This is a genomic window from Streptococcus sp. bf_0095, assembly GCF_004166885.1.
Lineage (GTDB): Bacteria > Bacillota > Bacilli > Lactobacillales > Streptococcaceae > Streptococcus.
Genome location: NZ_RCYU01000001.1, coordinates 77919 through 96076 on the forward strand (window position 1 = coordinate 77919; position 18158 = coordinate 96076).

Below are 18158 nucleotides of genomic sequence, written 5' to 3' on the forward strand. Positions count from 1 at the left end.
AGTATAGGGAGGTGGTTAAAATGGCCCTAGTGGACCTAATTGACAAGCTAACCCCGGTTTTAGTTGTGATTATACCTAGTTATTTTTCCTTTAAAAGTACCAAAACAAGTAAAGAAGCGGACCAAAAATTAAGAGATCTGGCTGACAAGATCGACGATTTAGAAAAATCCGTCTTAAACGTGGAAGGGATCGGAGAAAAAAACAATAAGAATCTGACTATTATCGGAAAAGGCTTGCAACGCTTGCAACGTTTTCGATTGCAAGAAAACTTAAAAAACGCCCTTAAAAGAGGGCATACTAACCAGCACGAAATAGAAGAACTTTCCCGCTTATATGAGAGTTATATCGAATTAGGCGGGAATGGTGCTATTAAGGTGCTATTTGAACGGTTTTTAGACCTAGAAATTAAAGAGGAAAATTGAAATGAACCAAATTACTGAAATTGTAACCAGTGGGGCTATGAGCATTTTTGTAGTGTTAGTAGGTATTGTTGTTAATGCAGTAAAAAACTATCTTACAACGCGAGGCGGAAAGAAAGCCCTTGAAGTGGTTGAAATCCTAGCTAGAAACGCCGTAAACGCTACCGAGCAAGTAGCGGATAAATTGGATATTCACGGTTCCGCTAAGCGAGAATACGCAAAAACAAGCCTTATTGAAGGACTTGAAGCACACAATATTTATTTAACAAATGACCAGTTAAATACATTTATTGAATCCGCGGTTAAAACAGCAAACGACGCTTGGAAAAATTGAGGTGAAAAAGCATGGATAAAGTAAAACTATTTCAAGATGAAGTATTGGGACAAGGGTTTGATATTGACGGCTGGTTTGGTTGGCAATGCTGGGACGGCTACGCTAAATATTGTTTATGGCTTGGTGTCCCTTTTGCAAACTGTACAGATTCCGGCTATGTTAAAGACCTTTGGGAACAGCGTCATTATAACGGTATCTTGGATTTTTTTGACGAAGTTGAAATCATACAAGGCGGGGAAGTAGCTGTTTTTATGGAAACAGCAGTCACGCCGGTTTCACACGTCGCTATTTTCGTAGGAGATATTGACGGCTCACAAGGTTGGTTCCTTGGACAAAACCAAGCCGGTGAACCTGGGCCGAACGGGGGCGCTAGTTTTGATTTAGCTATCTATCCATATAGTGCGCTCTATCCTACCGCTTTCCGTCCGAAGGGCGAACCGCTAGAAAAAGAAGAATTGAAAGAAATCGTTACGGAAGTTATGGCGAACCATGAAGTTCCATTCTTCCCTGAAGACGCTACTTTCACCGTGGGAGATAGTCCTATCAATGTCCGCCGTTATCCGGATTTAACCGGTGAAATCGTGGCAACTTACCAACCGGGGGAAAAAGTCCATTACGATTCTAAGGGGACCAATGCCGGTTTCCGCTGGATCTCCTACGTCGGAGAATCCGGAAACCGCAACTATATGGCTATTGGTCCCGTGGATGAAGCCGGAAACCGTACTGATTTATGGGGTATGCTTGAATGATTGGATTCAATTCAACGAATTTAAACCAAACAAAGGGCGGGGAAGTCATTAAACAAGGTGACTTTTCTTCCCTTTTTGAGTTTGAACTTTTAGACTACGATAACAAAAAGATCACAAGCTTGGACGGCCAAACCGCCAAGGTTAGACTTGGAAACAGCAAGGGTAAAATCGAAATTGAAAGCCTTGTAGAAAATTCCAAGGTTAGTTTTAAAATTGGGAAAGTTTTGCCGGTTGGAATTTATCAAATTGAAATTGAAGCTGGTAACTACGTTTTTCCAAGTGATAAAAGCGCAAAGGTTGACGTTATCCAATCTATCGAAGAATACACTAGCAAGCAAGTTGAAGAACTTGAAAAAGAAAGTGAAAAGGATAACTTCCCGGAATTAGTCGATCTTTACAATCTAGCCAAAATTTAAGAAGGAGAAATAATGAGTTTAAACACAGAAAGAATTACACGCTTTGCCCAAGCCGTTGGAACCGACATTAAGGAAATTAAACGAGATTTGGCAAACAAGGCGGAAAAATCTGAAGTCGGTCAAGGCGGAATCACGCAGCAACAACTAGACACGGCTATTCAGGGCGTAAAAACGGCAATACTTGGAGAAGGTACACCGGAAGAGTTAGACACGCTGAAAGAGATTGCTGACAAGATCAAAGCTGGCGAAAATCCAGACAGCGCTATCGTGTCTAAAATGACCGAGCTCGGGCAGAAATTGACTGATCTTGAAACTACTGACTTTGTTCAAATTTATACCACGGCCAAGAATACCCTCTAAGGAGGTGACGCATGGAGAAATTAAAAGAAGCTATCAAGCTGATAGGCCATGACGTCGGTGTGCTTCAAGGTCAACAGAGCGGGGCGTTACAGACTACCAAGGCTTACGAGTTATTCCCTACATATGCTCAACTACAAAGTCAAATGGCGACTAACATCAAAGAGAAGCACGTAGAATTAGGTCTGGATGCTCTCATTGACGAAAAACTAAAAAATGGTGGCGATCCCTTTGTCACTAAGTCTAAAGTACCAGTAGTGGACATTAGCCAGCTTGCAAGCAAGAACGACTTGGAAGAACTCAAACGTAAGGTCGGAGCGGGCGGAAGCAGTGCAAGTACAGAATTAAAAGGTCAAGGCTTCCCATACAATCTTAATGCTGATATCGGTACAATTTATACCGATACCACAGCTAAGAATGGAGCGGTGAAGTGGATCAAAAAAAATGCTGGAACTGGCTCTAACGCTTGGTCTGTCTTGTTTGGTGATGTCAAACACAAGCCAAGAATTTCATCAAGCCAAAACAATGCGTATGTCGAGTTTAGACGTATAAACTCCACGGTAGAGGTCGGCTTCGGTGGTCTATCGTGGGGTTGGTTTGGAATCGTGAGACGAGGTGCGCCCAGCTACGTTCCTCAAGGGTCAGACCGTGAGCGAAACGTGGTGATCTTAAACGTCGGCGGTATACCCGTCGGTTTTCGTGCCACTAGCTCAAAACTTGGTATTATGACAAATGACAAGGGGAAACGCCTTGGCACTTTCTATCTAGGTGGGCCGGGTGACGGCAACCAGCTACGCTTACAATTCGATGATCCCGTGCCTACTGACCGAGACATCGGAGATTTACGATTTACTGATATGTCATATATCACAGATGACCCGTGGCCGGAGAATCTACAATAAGACACACACACCCTCCCAATTCGGGAGGGTTTTTTGTTTGCTCTGAAACTAGTTCCAGAATGAAAAATCTTTAATTATTTTTATAAAAAGCGTTGACAATCACGGCATACCGTGATATAATATAATCAGAAAGGAGGAAGATATGAAAATATCAGAGATTGCTGAACTAATGGTAGCAACTGGAACCTTATTAACAGGGATCGCAAGTGTTATCATGGCAATAAAAAAAGAGCCAAAAGAACGCAAGCCGAGCAAAGCAAAGCGGTTCAAGTAAGGCTCTGGTAGGTCGGGGCGAAAGCCCCTTACACCTACCATGATTATATCATATCGGTCAATAAAATGAAATATTTACCAATCTTTACAATCGTATTTTTTATATTTCTGCTGATTTTAAAAGATAGACGGAAATAAGAGGGTTATTAAATGAGAGAACAAATAGAAAAGTTATTAAACAGCGAGATAAGCACAAGCGCAATTGCCAAAGGCGCAGGCGTCCCTTGGTCTACAGTAGCAGACCTTAGAAAGGGAAAAACCAGTATGGATAAAATGGCCTTACTTACAGCCGAAAAATTAAATGATTTTGCGGAAACTAAAATATTTATCTTTACAAATAAAAAAGGAGAAAAAAATGATGGAAAGAAGAATTGAAGAATTACTTAATGGAATTTATGAATTAGAGTTTCAGGGCACAATGACTTTTGAAGAGTTCGCTGATGGTTATGACTTTTGGGTTGATGAAGATGATATACTCTTATTAGAAGGCCGGGGAATGAAACCAATCGACGGCGTGAGAAAAGTCGGATACGTGGATAATGGGGTTATCTATGCTTATTGATACTGAAATAGATGGAAAATAAAAGGTTGTTTATACAGCCTTTTTTTATTTCCGTTATAATGGAAATTTTGGAAAATGTCTATTATAACGAAAAAAGCCCTTTTAGGCTCACTTTCTCAACAATACGGGCAATAAATGAATACGGTTTGACTACGGTTTATTTTAATTATCCGGAATTATTCAGTATGTATTTTTTTTGAAAATATTGATTTTTCTAACTGATAGCAAGTTATCGGCATTTGATGGCAACCACAGATTGTTTTTGGTATAATAGAGGGGTGTATCTTTTGGACGGAATAGGTCACAGGATTCAATCCAGATGCATAAATGAAGAAAGAAAGTAGTAACGTGATGCAAGCCTTATATAACCTTCTTGTTGAGAAATTTCGGCTGACTTTTGACGATACAGAATTGTTGGAAACAGCTTTTACACATACCTCATATGCGAATGAGCATCGCCTCTTAAAAATTTCACATAATGAACGTTTGGAATTTTTAGGAGACGCTGTTCTCCAGTTAGTGATTTCCGAATATTTATTTGCCCTCTATCCTAGTAAGCCAGAGGGTGATTTGTCAAAAATGCGTTCCATGATTGTTCGTGAGGAAAGCCTAGCAGGTTTCTCTCGTGATTGTGGTTTCGATCAATTTATCAAACTTGGCAAGGGAGAGGAAAAATCTGGTGGACGTAACCGAGATACCATCTTAGGAGATTTGTTTGAAGCTTTTTTAGGCGCCTTACTCTTGGATAAGGGAGTAGAGATGGTGCGGAACTTCATTCAGCAAGTCATGATTCCTAAAGTCGAGGCAGGCCAATTTGAGCAAGTGATTGACTATAAGACGCGCTTGCAAGAAATCCTTCAAATCCATGGGGATGTGCTGATTACCTATGAAGTGACGAGTGAGTCAGGACCGGCTCATGCCAAGGAGTTTGAAGTGCAAGTGTCTGTCAATGGGAAAATCATCGGTCAAGGACGTGGCCGGTCTAAAAAGGCTGCAGAACAAGAAGCAGCAAAAAAAGCAGTGGAGAATAAGGTGGATCCCTCATGTATTTAAAGGAAATTGAGATTCAAGGCTTTAAGTCTTTCGCAGATAAGACCCGAGTCATCTTTGACCAAGGGGTAACCGCAGTGGTGGGCCCTAATGGATCTGGAAAATCGAACATTACGGAAAGTCTGCGCTGGGCCTTAGGTGAATCGAGTGTCAAGAGCCTACGTGGTGGCAAGATGCCGGACGTGATTTTTGCTGGGACTGAAACTCGGAAACCCTTAAACTACGCTTGCGTAACGGTAGTACTGGATAACCGGGATGGCTTTATCAAACAGGCTGCTAAAGAAATCCGAGTGGAGCGTCATATTTATCGCTCGGGTGATAGTGAATACAAGATTGATGGTAAGAAAGTCCGTTTGAGAGATGTCCATGATCTCTTTATGGATACTGGACTTGGGAGAGATTCTTTCTCTATTATTTCCCAAGGGAAGGTTGAAGAAATCTTCAACTCCAAACCAGAAGAGAGACGGGCTATTTTTGAGGAAGCCGCTGGGGTTCTTAAATTTAAGACACGTCGCAAGGAAACGGAATCTAAGTTGGTTCAGACCCAGGATAATTTGGACCGTCTGGAAGACATTATTTTTGAGTTAGAGGGGCAAATCAAACCTCTTGAAAAGCAAGCCCTTGTGGCCAAACGTTTCTTAGAATTGGATCAACAACGCCAAGTTCTTTATTTGGATGTTTTGATTGCACAAATTGAAGTCAATAAAAAAGACTATGATCAAGCCGTCCAAGAAGAAGCCTCCATCCAAGAGCAATTAAAGGCTTATTACCAGAAAAGAGAAGAGTATGAGGCGGAAAGTCTCCGATTGAAACAGAGTCGTCAGACCCTTCAACACCAATTGTCAGATGATCAAGCTAGCCTCTTGGAATTGACTCGTCTCTTAAGTGATTTGGAGAAACAAATCGAATTGGCACGCTTGGAGTCGCAACAGGTCGCTCGAAGTCGTCAGGAAAATCAAGAGCGGGTCAATAGTCTGGAAGAGCGCCTACAAGTTCTTCGGAACCAGTTGGAAGAAAAACAAGCCAATACAAAGAGTCTTCAAGAAGAACTGGAAAAGAGCCAAGTAGCTCTGGAAGGTCTGGAGAAAGAGTTGGCCAGCTTCTCAGAAGATCCAGATCAGGTAATCGATTATTTACGTGAAAAATACGTGGCCTTGATGCAGGATGAAGCGGAGAGATCAAACGAATTAACAACCATTGAAAATCAATTGGAGGCCTCAGCTCAATTGTCACAAAGTAAAAAGGAAGATTACCAAAATCAAATCCAAATGGTGACAGAATTGCAGGAAAAAGAGCAAGTTGCTAAAGAGTCTTATCAACTCGCTCAAGAGCATCTGAAACACTTGCTTGAGACCTATCAGTCAGAAGCGAAACGATTTGAGGAAGCTCGCCAGTCCTATCAAAAGGGGCAAGCCAAGATGTTTGATCTACTGGATCAAAGTAAGGAAAAACAGGCTCGCATTAAAAGTTTAGAGGCGATTCAAAAAAATCATAGTAATTTTTATGCTGGTGTGAAGAGTGTCTTGCAAGAAGCGGCTCGTCTGGGCGGGATTGTAGGAGCTGTCAGTGAAAAACTCTCCTTCTCACCAGAGTATCAGACTGCCTTGGAGATTGCTCTGGGTGCCAGCAGTCAGCATATCATCGTAGAAGACGAAGGTGCAGCAACACGGGCAATCGAACATCTGAAGAAGAATCGCTCGGGTCGGGCAACCTTCCTTCCTTTGACAACTATTAAACCACGCTACCTAACTGGAAAGAATCAAGAACTGATTGAAGCCTGTCCAGGATTCCTAGGGATGGCCAGCAGTTTGGTGGACTATGATACTTCCCTCGAGTCGATTTTCCAGAATCTTTTGGGGGTCACGGCTATTTTTGATACGATTGAGCACGCCAAGGCGGCTGCCCGCAAGGTTGCCTACCAGGTTCGTATCGTGACGCTCGATGGAACCGAACTTCGCACAGGTGGTTCCTATGCAGGGGGAGCGAATCGAAGCAATAATTCGATTTTTATCAAGCCAGAATTGGATCGCTTGCACCAAGAATTGGCCTCTCTTCAGAAGAACTTACGGGAAGTAGAAGGCCAGGTTCAAGAGCAACAGGATCAAGTGACCCGATCACAAGAAAAACTAGAATCTTTGAAAGGCCAAGGAGAAGAAGCTCGATTAGAAGAGCAACGTCTTCAACTGGCTTATGAGCAAGCTCACCAGCAACTCTTGGACGCTGAAGAGCTGTTAGAAGTCATTCGTACAGAGCTGGATGAAGGGAGCAACCAAGAGCTCCTCCAAAAACGAGATCGCTTGCAAGCGCGACTGAAAGAAATTGAGGCAGAAAAAGAGCAAGTCACTGCTGAGATTGAAGAAGTCAAGCTCAATAAAGATGTCGTTGTTGAGAAAATTGAAAATTTACGAGCAGCCATTGCCAAGCTCCAATTACAGAAAACAGAGTTGAAGAGTCGATTGACCTATGACCAGACAGATGCCGAACGCTTGCAGCAAGAGTTGGCTTCTACTGAACGGGAAATCCAAGCTCTCCAATATGCGATTGAGCAGGGAGAAGATCGACATGAGCAAATCGATGTTTCTGTCCTTGAAAAACAACTGCAAGCAACCCTTCAAGAGAAAACCGCTCTGGAGCAAGCTGTGATTCGTAAGCAATTTGAATTAGAGGATTTGGAAGGCCAGTCTGAAGATGTAGCGGGTCATATGGAACAAGCCCGTCGTCAAAATGAGGAGTGGATTCGCCTACAGGCCAAAGCAGAATCCAATCGCGATCGCTTGGCAGACAAATTGAATAAACTCATGTTGGCACTGACAGACGAATTCAAGATGAGTTTTGAAGAGGCATCTAATCAGGCCAACGAACTAGAAAATCTAGTCCAGTCTGAGCAAGTCTTAAAAGACTTGGAGAAAGCGATTAAAGCCTTAGGCCCTGTCAATATTGATGCTATCGAACAATACGATGAGGTCAAGACTCGGTTTGATTTCCTTTCCGGTCAACGAGAAGATGTCTTGGCAGCGAAGAATCTTCTTCTTGAAACCATTAATGACATGAATGATGAGGTGAAAGAACGCTTTAAGTCTACGTTTGAAGCGATTCGTGAATCCTTCCGAGTAACCTTTAAACAGATGTTTGGGGGAGGATCCGCTGATCTCATCTTGACGGATGGGGATCTCTTGTCAGCTGGGGTCGAGATTTCTGTTCAACCGCCTGGTAAGAAAATTCAATCCTTGAATTTGATGAGTGGTGGGGAGAAAGCTTTGTCAGCATTGGCGCTGCTCTTTTCAATCATTCGTGTCAAGACTATTCCATTTGTCATCTTGGATGAGGTAGAAGCGGCTCTAGACGAGGCCAATGTTAAACGTTTTGGGGATTACCTCAATCGTTTTGATAAGGAAAGTCAGTTTATTGTGGTTACCCACCGTAAGGGAACCATGGCTGCAGCAGATTCCATCTATGGAGTGACCATGCAAGAATCTGGAGTCTCTAAGATTGTATCTGTGAAGCTGAAAGATATAGAAGGAATGGATAATGGAAATTAAATTAGTCGCAACAGACATGGATGGGACCTTTTTGGATGAAAACCATCAATTTGATCAAGCTTTATTCCTAAAGGTATTAAAGAAGTTTCAAGAAAAAGGGATCTACTTTGCCGCAGCAAGTGGTCGGCCTCTCCTCTCTTTGAAGACAATCTTTAAAGAGGTTCAGGATCAGATTATTTTTATAGCTGAAAACGGCAGTGTTGTTGAGTTTCATGGTGAAGATGTCTATGAAGCGACCATGAGTCCTGAATTTTACCAAGCCATGTTTGCCAAGTTACAAGAAAGTCCTTATTTCGATAAAAATAAGTGCTTGTTAACGGGAAAACGCGGGAGCTATGTTTTAAAGACCGTTGATCCAGACTATCTAGCTGCTTCGCAAAACTACAATGAAAATATTCAAATGGTGTCTGATTTTTCAGAAATTGATGATCTTGTCTTTAAGATGACCACCAATTTTGACCAAGAAGTATTAGCGGAAGGGGAAGCCTGGGTTACCCAAAATGTTGAGGGTGTTAAGGCTATGACCACTGGTTATGAGTGCATTGATATTGTCTTGGATTATGTGGACAAGGGAGTCGCCATCCAAGCACTAATGGATCAGCTAGGCATTAGTCAAGATCAAGTCCTAGCTTTTGGGGATAACCTCAATGATCTTCATATGATGCAGGTTGTTGGCCATCCAATTGCGCCAGAAAATGCCCGTCCAGAGATTTTGGAATTGGCTGAAAAAGTATTAGCTCACCATTCGACAGGATCTATCCTTCGCTTCATGGAGGAAGAATTATGAGTCAGATTAAGGTTATCGCACTAGACTTGGACGGTACTCTCTTAAACTCAGAGAAGAAAATCTCCCCTCGGAACTTAGCTGCCATTCGTGCAGCTCAAGAAAAAGGGGTCAAGGTAGTTTTGACGACGGGTCGTCCCCTCAAGGCTATGGATTTTCTGCTTCAAGAGATTGGGACTGCCGGCTTGTCAGATGAATACACCATTACGTTTAATGGTGGCTTGGTACAAAAGAATACAGGGGAGATCATTGCGAAGACAGTTTTCTCTCGTGATGATGTCGTCCGTATTTATGAGGAGACAGAGGACCTTGGTTTGCCCCTAGATGCCATCAGCGAAGGGGTTGTTTATACACTTGTATCTGATCAAGAATCTCTTTACCCTCTCTATAATCCTTACTTGAACTTTATTCCCGTTTCTATTGAAGATTTGTCCAGTCAGATTTCCTACAATAAGTGTGTAACGGCCTTTCAACAGGACTATTTGGATGGCGCTATTCCAAAGATTTCTCCTGAATTAAGGGAGCGTTTTGAGATTTTTAAATCCAGAGACATGCTCTTGGAATGGTGCCCCAAAGGCGTTCAAAAGGATCGAGGCTTGGAAGCTTTGGTTGCGTATTTAGGAATCGATGCTAGCCAAGTCATGGCGTGTGGAGATGAAGCCAACGATGCCAGCATGTTAAGATGGGCAGGCCTAGGAATCGCCATGGCTAATGCGGTGGATAAGGTGAAAGAGATTGCCACACTAGTCTCAGACTACACCAATGATGAAGATGCAGTCGGAAGAGCGATTGAAGAATATGTATTGAAGGAGGGTCAATAATGGGATTATTTGACCGACTATTTGGAAGAAAAGAAGAAACAAAACCACAAGTTCAGGATCTTACAGAAGAGCTTGTGGAAAGCCCTGAGAAAGCAAGCTCGTCAGCTGAGCCAGTATCACAAAAGGCTTCACAAAGTGATGAAGCAAAGATTTCGGCAATGGAAGCCTACTATGCAGAATTAAAAGAGCGAATGGCTGCCGAATCAGCGCGATCATCGCAAGAGTCGACAGCATCCATTGAAGAAGTTCCTTCAGAAGAGCATGTAAATCAGGAAACAGCTATCGAGGAAGAGGGCTCTTCTCAACTAGAGCAAGCTACCTCTCCTGAGGAAGTAACCGAACCTGCTCCTGTTCCTGAAGAACAGACTATAGAAGTAGAAACGTTACAAGAAGAGAATCTTGAAGAAGAGCCTCTGAATTCTTCATCAGATCTTGCCCAAGAAGCCTTTGATGAGGATGTTTTTGCAAAGAATGAAACAGAGGATGAGACTTCAAGTCTTTCCAAAGAACCCGAGGAAGTAATTGAAGAAGCAACTACTGAAAGTTCAGAGGAAGAAACAGGAGAGTTTGAAGAAGACACTCCAGTAGAAGAAACAACTAGCGAACCTGAAGATACAGAAGAGCTTGAAGCAGAATTGTCAGTAGAGGAAGCTGCTAGCGAACCTGAAATTTCAGAAGAGGTTGAAGAAGAGCCTCTAGTAGAAGAAACGACAAGTGAGCCAGAAATTGCTCAACCAACAGAAACAGTTCAAGAAAAATACAATCGAAGCTTGAAGAAAACTCGGACTGGATTTGGTGCTGCGCTTAATGCATTTTTTGCTAACTTCCGTTCTGTCGATGAAGAATTCTTTGAAGAGTTAGAAGAACTCTTGATTATGAGTGACGTCGGAGTCCAAGTCGCTTCGAATCTGACCGAAGAGCTCCGCTATGAAGCACGCTTGGAAAATGCCAAAAAGCCGGATGCCTTGCGTCGCGTGATTATTGAAAAATTGGTGGATCTCTATGAAAAAGATGGCCAATACAATGAGCAAATCAACTTTAAGGACGGTTTGACCGTCATGCTCTTTGTCGGAGTGAATGGCGTTGGGAAAACCACTTCTATCGGAAAACTAGCTCATAAGTACAAGAAGGAAGGGAAAAAAGTGATGCTAGTCGCAGCAGATACCTTCCGGGCAGGAGCTGTTGCTCAGTTGGCTGAATGGGGACGTCGTGTGGATGTGCCCGTTGTCACAGGTCCTGAAAAATCAGATCCTGCAAGTGTGGTCTTTGATGGGATGGAACGAGCAGTGGCAGAACAAGTCGATGTTTTGATGATTGATACGGCTGGTCGCCTTCAGAATAAAGACAATCTGATGGCTGAATTAGAAAAAATCGGTCGCATTATCAAGCGCGTGGATCCTACAGCCCCTCATGAAACCTTCTTGGCCTTGGATGCGTCTACAGGACAAAATGCCCTGGTCCAAGCCAAGGAATTCTCTAAGATCACGCCGATTACTGGTATCGTCCTCACTAAGATTGATGGAACAGCTCGAGGAGGAGTGGTTCTTGCCATTCGAGAAGAATTGGATATTCCAGTGAAATTAATCGGTTTTGGTGAAAAAATTGATGACATCGGTGAATTCAATTCTGAAAACTTTATGCGTGGCTTGTTAGAAGGCTTGATATAAACAAAAAACTCATCTCAAGAAAGAGATGAGTTTTTTTGTTGCACTTTTAGTCAGTCGGACAATTTATTCTTCAATTGCTGGTTGCCAGACCCATTCCGCATTGTAATCCTTCAAGAGGTCAAAGGAAGCTTGAGGTCCCATGGTTCCAGATTTATATTCATGAAGAGGGACTTGATTTTCAGCCCACAGGTGTTCGATTCGGTCAATTAACTGCCAAGAGGCTCTAACTTCATTCCAGTGGCTGAAGTTGGTTGAGTCATTGTTCAAGACATCATAGATCAACTTTTCGTAAGGCTCTGGAGAAGCACCAGTTGCAGTAGCTTCTGTTACATAGTCGAAGGAAATGGGAGCAATCTGGAACTGCTCGCCAACTTCTTTTCCGTTGACACTGAGAGAGAAACCTTCATTTGGTTGAATGTAGATGGTAAGCACGTTTGGTGCAATTTCCTGACCAAAAATAGAGTCCATTTGTTTGAAGACGACATTGACATGGGTACCCTTTTTGGTCAGACGTTTTCCTGTACGGAAGAAGAAAGGTACTCCACGGAAGCGATCGCTATCCACAAAGAAGGCTCCAGAGGCAAAGGTCTCGGTCATGGATTCAGGGTTGACATTTGGTTCACTACGGTAAGAGATGTCCTTTTTCCCTTGAATTTTTCCAGAACGGTATTGACCTCGGATAAATTGTTTCTTTAATTCTTCATCAGATGGGTTGACCAATTGTTCAAAGACTTTCACCTTCTCTTTACGGATGTCTTCCTTGGTGAAGGAAGCTGGTTTGTCCATAGCTAAAAGAGAAAGCAGTTGAAGGGTATGGTTTTGGACCATGTCGCGGAGGGCACCAGATTCATCATAGTAGCCACCACGTTCTTCGACTCCTAGTCGTTCTGCAAAAGTGATTTGAACATTGTCGATATAGTCACGATTCCAGATGTTTTCAAAAATTAGGTTGGCAAAGCGGAGGGCAAAGATGGACTGGATCATTTCTTTACCGAGGTAATGGTCAATCCGGAAAATTTGCTCTTCTTCAAAGGTTTCTTCCAGTTCTTTGTTGAGCTGACTAGCTGTTTCTAAATCCGTTCCAAATGGTTTTTCAACGATCAAACGCTCAAAGCCTTTTCCATCCACAATGCCTTCAGATTTCAAATGTTTGGCAATTGTACCAAAGAATTGAGGTGCCATGGATAGGAAGAAGAGTTTATTATGCTCAGCTTGGTAGGTGTCATTGAGCTGATTTTGAAGTTCACGAAGCTTGATGTAGTGCTCCGTGTCATTAACATCGTGACTTTGATAGTAAAAATGACTGGCAAATTCCTGCGCCTGTTCAGGACTGTCTGCTAAATCCGAAATGGATTCAACGACAACGGATTCAAAGTATTCTTTGCTCCAAGGACGACGAGCAGTTCCAATCACTGCGAAATGCTCTGAAAGATTTCCAGTTTTATAGAGTCTAAAAAGGGAAGGATAGAGCTTGCGGTGGGCTAGATCTCCACTGGCCCCGAAAATGGTTACAATTACTTTTGAGGACATGTTCATACCTATTTTCTAACTTGATAAACCATATTCTACCATAAAATTCAGAAAATTTCTCTTTGAAAGTAAAAGGATTCTGAGTTTCATAGAGAAGGATGAGGGAAGAAACCACGAAAAAAGGTTGGACCGAAAGGTCACAACCGAGTAATGTTTAGTAGCCTTTAGAAGACTCGATAGACATAGGGATTAGTAGGTTTTTCTACTGAGTGAGCTTCCTCTATGTCTAAGACAGGAAGGCTTTGGCCAAGTTGTTTATGGTATTGGATCTTGAGAGTTCCAGTCGCCTGGACCCAGGTGTTATCGTCATAGGTTTGGGAGGCTCCTTTGGTTAACAAACCATAGACTCCTGAATCAGCGATACAGTGGATAATTCCAAAACGGAAGAGGAACTGACTGCCCGGATCCTGGGGATCCTTATAAATGAAGCCGGTTAGGGTAAAGGTTTTTCCAGCAAATTCATCTGGATAGTCGTAGATCACTTCCATGACTTCCATATAGTTTTCTGTCGTGATCTGGATATGATCTTGCTTGAGGTACTTCTTGGCTGCAGCCCTCATCTCAGATTCATAAGCAGACTTGGTAAAATAACTGCTAGTATCTGGCTTGAGGTATTGGTTGGTTGTGCCCTCATCATTTTGAATATCTTTGGAAGAGCCAGCCGCGATGGGAAAATGATAGCCCTTGGCTGAAACCGTTTGGGAATCCAAGGTCACTGTCGGGAATCCAATCCCTACAATCAAGGGAATCAGGAGCAGAAGAATACTCATGACTTTGGCTTTTTTACTGGTGAGGTGACTATGAACGGGCAGATTCTTCATCCAAATATAGAGCTGGACGACAGCCAAGAGGAAGGAAAGAATCATAGAGATATAGGCTAAATAGGAATAATGCATATTAATGTATTGGTTGAGCTTACCAGAAAGCTGCAAATACATAGTAATTTCGAAATAGCCTGCTAAAATGAGAAATCGAATCATAGGACCACCCCCACAAACCAAGCATAAACCAAGACAACGAGACTGACGATGCTAATGAATTGGACAATAAAGCGATTGGTCAGATAATTCTTCATCATCAAGAGGTTCTTGACGTCTAACATAGGTCCGATAACCAGAAAGGCTAAAACGGGAGCTAAGCCAAAACTCGAGAGAAGGGAAGAGCCGATAAAAGCGTCCGCCTCACTACACAAGGAGAGGAGGAAGGAGAGAAGCATAAGGAGGAGTATGGCTAGGAGTGGCGTCGCTGAAATAGAAGTTAGCACGCGAGTTGGCACATAAACCTGAACCACACTGGCAAATAAACAACCGAAGACCAGATAGCGTCCAGTGTCGAAAAACTCGTCAATGGCCTGCACAAACACTTGGAAGAAGCGTTGACCGGCAGATAGTTTTGAAAAGTCATGAAGATGGACTTCCTTGCGGTTGGCCCGTTGAATAGAAGCTGTTTGGAAAAAACCTAGGAAAATTCCCAGAACAGTCGCCACCAGGATAGAGCCGATCGCTCGTAAGAGAGCCATTTGAATAGAATTGCCAAAGGCAGAATAAGTGGCAAAGAGGACAATGGGATTAATAACCGGGGCTGTCACTAGGAAGGGCACAGCTGTATAGCTAGGTACCTTCTTCTCTAAAAAGCGATTGATGATGGGGACGATACCACACTCACAGGAAGGGAAAATAAAGCCAATCAAGGTCCCAAATAGAATTCTCCCCCATTTATTTTTGGGAAGGGCTCGGTAGACTTTTTCAGGGGTAATGTAGACATCAATCGCCCCTGAAATGATACTTCCAATTAAAACAAAGGGAAGGGCTTCAATCATAATCGAAAGAAAAATCGCTCCAGCCTGAAGGACACTGGTTGGCAGTTGTTGGAAGAAACTCATTTGTTAGAATCCTTCTGCTCTTTTTCCCCTGCTTTCTCATTCTTCTTGTCATCTGGTAAAGTGACTTGAGGGGGATCTGGGAAGACAGCAAATTCCTCAAAGAGTTTGTCTAAATCGTCTGTTTTTGAAAATTTAATCGCCATGATAGGTCTCCTTTTCTTTTTTTCTCATTATATCAAATTCTCAAAAAAGAGGGGAAAATCAAGTCCAAAAGTAAGATGAAAAAGCAGTATAGAAGGCCTTCTATGGTATAATAGAAGCTATGGAAAAATATGAAAAAATAGCCCAAGAATTGGGCGTCAGTCTCAAACAGATTGATACTGTTTTGACCTTAACAGCAGAGGGATCCACCATCCCCTTTATCGCTCGGTATCGGAAAGATGCTACGGGTAATTTAGATGAAGTAGCCATCAAAGCTATTATCGACATGGACAAGTCTTTAACAGCCTTAGCTGATCGGAAAGAAACTGTTCTCGCTAAGATTGAAGAGCTTGGGAAACTGACCCCAGCCTTAAAAGAAGCGATTGAGCAAGCTGAAAAATTGGCGGATGTGGAAGAATTGTATCTTCCCTACAAGGAAAAACGCCGGACCAAGGCAACCATTGCGCGTGAGGCAGGACTTTTTCCACTTGCTCGGATGATTCTGCAAGATCAAAAGGACTTGGAAACAGCAGCAGAAGAATTCCTATCTGAAGGATTTCCAACTGTAAAGGATGCAATCTCTGGAGCAATCGATATTTTGGTCGAAGCCATTGCAGAAGACCCACAATTGCGCAACCTTACCTACCAGGAGATTCGCAAACACTCTTTGATCACCTCTAGCTTGAAGGATGAAAGCAAAGACGAGAAGCAAGTCTTCCAAATCTATTATGATTTTTCTGAGAAGATTGCAAACATGCAGGGCTACCGAACCCTGGCCTTAAACCGTGGAGAGAAATTAGGGGTATTAAAGGTTGGATTTGAGCATCCTGTAGACCGTTTGATTCGTCACTTTGAAGCCCGATTTAAATCGAAGAATAGCTACATTGAAGAAGTCATTAACCAGGCTCTGAAAAAGAAAATGCTACCAGCTATGGAGCGTCGAATTCGGACAGAACTGACAGAAGTGGCAGAAGATGGAGCCATTCAGCTTTTCTCTGAAAATCTTCGACACCTTTTGCTGATTGCTCCCCTCAAGGGGCGCGTGGTCTTGGGATTTGACCCAGCTTTTCGGACAGGAGCTAAATTAGCTGTTGTCGATCAGACAGGAAAGATGTTGACCACCCAGGTGATTTACCCTGTTGCGCCGGCTAAACCAGCACAAATTGAAGCGGCCAAAGAAGAACTGAAACGGCTGATTCGTCAATACGGCGTGGAAATCATTGCGATTGGGAACGGGACGGCTAGTCGAGAGAGCGAAGCCTTTGTTGCGGAAGTTCTCAAGGAAGTTCCAAATGTCAGCTATGTCATTGTGAACGAGAGCGGGGCATCTGTCTATTCAGCTAGTGAATTGGCTCGCCATGAGTTTCCAGAACTGACAGTTGAAAAGCGCTCAGCCATCTCCATTGCCCGTCGTTTGCAGGATCCACTGGCTGAGTTGGTTAAGATTGATCCAAAATCTATCGGAGTCGGCCAGTACCAGCATGATGTCAGCCAGAAGAAATTATCTGAAAGCCTTGATTTCGTAGTCGATACCGTGGTAAACCAAGTCGGAGTTAATATTAACACTGCTAGTCCAGCCCTCTTGTCTCACGTGGCTGGTCTCAATAAAACCATTTCTGAGAACATCGTGAAGTACCGGGAAGAAGAAGGGTTGATCACTTCTCGGGCACAGATTAAAAAGGTTCCTCGTCTGGGAGCCAAGGCTTTTGAACAAGCAGCTGGTTTCTTACGGATCCCAGAAAGTGAGAATTTCCTCGATCGGACAGGGGTCCATCCAGAAAGTTACCCTGCAGTGAAGAAGCTCTTTACCTTACTAGGCATCAAGGAGATGGATGAAGAGGCCCAAGCCAAGTTGAAACAAATTGACACGGTTTCTATGGCCCAGGAACTTGAAATTGGCCCTGAAACCTTGAAAGATATTGTCGCAGATCTTCTCAAACCAGGTCGCGATTTACGTGATTCTTTTGATGCTCCTGTCCTTCGCCAGGATGTTCTTGATTTGAAAGACTTGAAGATTGGTCAAAAACTAGAAGGAGTTGTCCGCAATGTTGTTGACTTTGGAGCCTTTGTCGATATTGGGATTCATGAAGATGGTTTGATCCACATTTCACAGATGAGTCAGCAATTTATCAAGCATCCAAGTCAAGTTGTTTCAGTTGGCGACCTAGTGACCGTTTGGGTCTACAAGATTGATTTAGAACGGGAAAAAGTGAATCTTTCCCTCTTGGCACCACATGAATCTGACTAAATACGTTCAAGAAGTATCGCTGGAAGATTTTGGTCACCCTTTTCTTCACCAAGCGATCTGGAACCCTCGCTTGCGTTCGACCGGCGGTCGCTTCTTTCCTAAAGATGGTCATCTGGATTTCAATCCTAGAATCCTAGAAAGATTTGGCTGGGAGATTTTTCGAAAGATTGTCCGTCATGAGTTGTGTCACTACCATCTCTACTATATGAAAAAGGGCTATCGCCACCAGGATCAAGATTTCAAGGCCTTACTCAAAAAGGTAGACGGCTTGCGGTATGCCCCTTCAGTTGATAAGGGAAACTATAAGATTTATGTTTGTACGAGCTGTGGGCAAGAATTCAGGAGAAAGCGGCAGATTGATCTGCAAAAGTACCGCTGTGGTCGGTGTCGAGGACTACTTAAGTATCAAGGGACAATTGATCCAGGAAATCGGCCTTGAGTCGGATGACAGTGACTTGATTTCGGGATATACTGTTCTAAAATA

The 18158-nt window shown here is 43.0% G+C and carries 20 protein-coding genes and 1 pseudogene; 17 read left to right on the forward strand and 4 right to left on the reverse strand.

Annotated features, from left to right (window positions below; all coding sequences use genetic code 11):
• The first annotated feature begins 20 nt into the window (after window positions 1-20).
• From EAI95_RS09935 to ftsY, 15 genes and pseudogenes are all read left to right on the forward strand, one after another.
• Complete coding sequence (locus EAI95_RS09935; RefSeq protein ID WP_155223226.1) at window positions 21-422, forward strand: hypothetical protein; 402 nt, start codon at window positions 21-23, stop codon at window positions 420-422.
• Between the two features lies 1 nt (window position 423).
• Window positions 424-753, forward strand: a complete 330-nt coding sequence (locus EAI95_RS00455; RefSeq protein ID WP_129821879.1) for a phage holin — start codon at window positions 424-426, stop codon at window positions 751-753.
• Window positions 754-764: 11 nt separating this feature from the next.
• Window positions 765-1184: pseudogene (locus EAI95_RS10015) on the forward strand (N-acetylmuramoyl-L-alanine amidase); the annotation flags it as partial.
• Between the two features lie 48 nt (window positions 1185-1232).
• Window positions 1233-1502 carry an SH3 domain-containing protein gene (locus EAI95_RS00460; protein WP_129822339.1) on the forward strand — a complete coding sequence of 90 codons (270 nt, stop codon included), beginning with the start codon at window positions 1233-1235 and terminating at the stop codon, window positions 1500-1502.
• On the forward strand, window positions 1499-1918 hold the full coding sequence (locus tag EAI95_RS00465) for a hypothetical protein (RefSeq protein WP_129821880.1): 420 nt from the start codon (window positions 1499-1501) through the stop codon (window positions 1916-1918). Before EAI95_RS00460 ends, EAI95_RS00465 begins: the two co-directional genes overlap by 4 nt.
• 12 nt (window positions 1919-1930) lie before the next feature.
• Complete coding sequence (locus EAI95_RS00470; RefSeq protein WP_129821881.1) at window positions 1931-2278, forward strand: hypothetical protein; 348 nt, start codon at window positions 1931-1933, stop codon at window positions 2276-2278.
• Between the two features lie 143 nt (window positions 2279-2421).
• Complete coding sequence (locus tag EAI95_RS00475) at window positions 2422-3177, forward strand: hypothetical protein (RefSeq protein WP_129821882.1); 756 nt, start codon at window positions 2422-2424, stop codon at window positions 3175-3177.
• A 142-nt stretch (window positions 3178-3319) separates the two neighbouring features.
• The gene (locus EAI95_RS10075; protein WP_275112095.1) at window positions 3320-3451 is read left to right on the forward strand and encodes a hypothetical protein; all 132 of its coding nucleotides are present in this window, start codon (window positions 3320-3322) and stop codon (window positions 3449-3451) included.
• Between the two features lie 149 nt (window positions 3452-3600).
• A complete protein-coding gene (locus EAI95_RS00480; RefSeq protein ID WP_129821883.1) occupies window positions 3601-3825 on the forward strand; it encodes a DNA-binding protein in 225 nt (74 codons plus the stop codon).
• Window positions 3806-4012, forward strand: a complete 207-nt coding sequence (locus tag EAI95_RS00485; RefSeq protein WP_129821884.1) for a hypothetical protein — start codon at window positions 3806-3808, stop codon at window positions 4010-4012. Before EAI95_RS00480 ends, EAI95_RS00485 begins: the two co-directional genes overlap by 20 nt.
• A 351-nt stretch (window positions 4013-4363) precedes the next feature.
• A complete protein-coding gene (gene rnc / locus EAI95_RS00490) occupies window positions 4364-5065 on the forward strand; it encodes a ribonuclease III (protein ID WP_129269696.1) in 702 nt (233 codons plus the stop codon).
• On the forward strand, window positions 5056-8601 hold the full coding sequence (smc, locus tag EAI95_RS00495) for a chromosome segregation protein SMC (RefSeq protein ID WP_129821885.1): 3546 nt from the start codon (window positions 5056-5058) through the stop codon (window positions 8599-8601). Before rnc ends, smc begins: the two co-directional genes overlap by 10 nt.
• Window positions 8591-9388, forward strand: coding sequence for an HAD family hydrolase (locus EAI95_RS00500; RefSeq protein WP_129821886.1), 798 nt, complete (start codon window positions 8591-8593; stop codon window positions 9386-9388). The genes smc and EAI95_RS00500 overlap by 11 nt, the downstream gene beginning before the upstream one ends.
• Complete coding sequence (locus EAI95_RS00505) at window positions 9385-10206, forward strand: Cof-type HAD-IIB family hydrolase (protein WP_023023906.1); 822 nt, start codon at window positions 9385-9387, stop codon at window positions 10204-10206. The genes EAI95_RS00500 and EAI95_RS00505 overlap by 4 nt, the downstream gene beginning before the upstream one ends.
• Window positions 10206-11873 (forward strand): signal recognition particle-docking protein FtsY, encoded by a 1668-nt coding sequence (ftsY, locus tag EAI95_RS00510; protein ID WP_061564202.1) that lies wholly within the window; start codon window positions 10206-10208, stop codon window positions 11871-11873. The genes EAI95_RS00505 and ftsY overlap by 1 nt, the downstream gene beginning before the upstream one ends.
• A 63-nt stretch (window positions 11874-11936) precedes the next feature.
• Here the strand turns inward: ftsY and zwf are convergent, their stop codons facing one another.
• The 4 genes from zwf to EAI95_RS09940 all read right to left on the reverse strand — a co-directional run bounded on the left by zwf (window position 11937) and on the right by EAI95_RS09940 (window position 15428).
• Window positions 11937-13403 (reverse strand): glucose-6-phosphate dehydrogenase, encoded by a 1467-nt coding sequence (zwf, locus tag EAI95_RS00515; RefSeq protein WP_061564201.1) that lies wholly within the window; start codon window positions 13401-13403, stop codon window positions 11937-11939.
• Window positions 13404-13567: 164 nt separating this feature from the next.
• Window positions 13568-14383, reverse strand: a complete 816-nt coding sequence (locus EAI95_RS00520; RefSeq protein ID WP_023023901.1) for a TIGR03943 family protein — start codon at window positions 14381-14383, stop codon at window positions 13568-13570.
• Entirely contained in the window at window positions 14380-15285 is a 906-nt protein-coding gene (locus EAI95_RS00525; protein ID WP_023023898.1) for a permease, read from the reverse strand. Before EAI95_RS00525 ends, EAI95_RS00520 begins: the two co-directional genes overlap by 4 nt.
• Window positions 15282-15428 carry an SPJ_0845 family protein gene (locus tag EAI95_RS09940; RefSeq protein ID WP_023023895.1) on the reverse strand — a complete coding sequence of 49 codons (147 nt, stop codon included), beginning with the start codon at window positions 15426-15428 and terminating at the stop codon, window positions 15282-15284. The genes EAI95_RS00525 and EAI95_RS09940 overlap by 4 nt, the downstream gene beginning before the upstream one ends.
• Before the next feature lie 119 nt (window positions 15429-15547).
• Here EAI95_RS09940 and EAI95_RS00530 point away from each other — a divergent pair, with 119 nt between their 5' ends.
• Together EAI95_RS00530 and EAI95_RS00535 are read left to right on the forward strand one after the other, a co-directional pair.
• On the forward strand, window positions 15548-17674 hold the full coding sequence (locus EAI95_RS00530; RefSeq protein ID WP_061564200.1) for a Tex family protein: 2127 nt from the start codon (window positions 15548-15550) through the stop codon (window positions 17672-17674).
• Window positions 17661-18113 carry a SprT family protein gene (locus tag EAI95_RS00535; protein ID WP_061564199.1) on the forward strand — a complete coding sequence of 151 codons (453 nt, stop codon included), beginning with the start codon at window positions 17661-17663 and terminating at the stop codon, window positions 18111-18113. The genes EAI95_RS00530 and EAI95_RS00535 overlap by 14 nt, the downstream gene beginning before the upstream one ends.
• Window positions 18114-18158 lie beyond the last annotated feature (45 nt).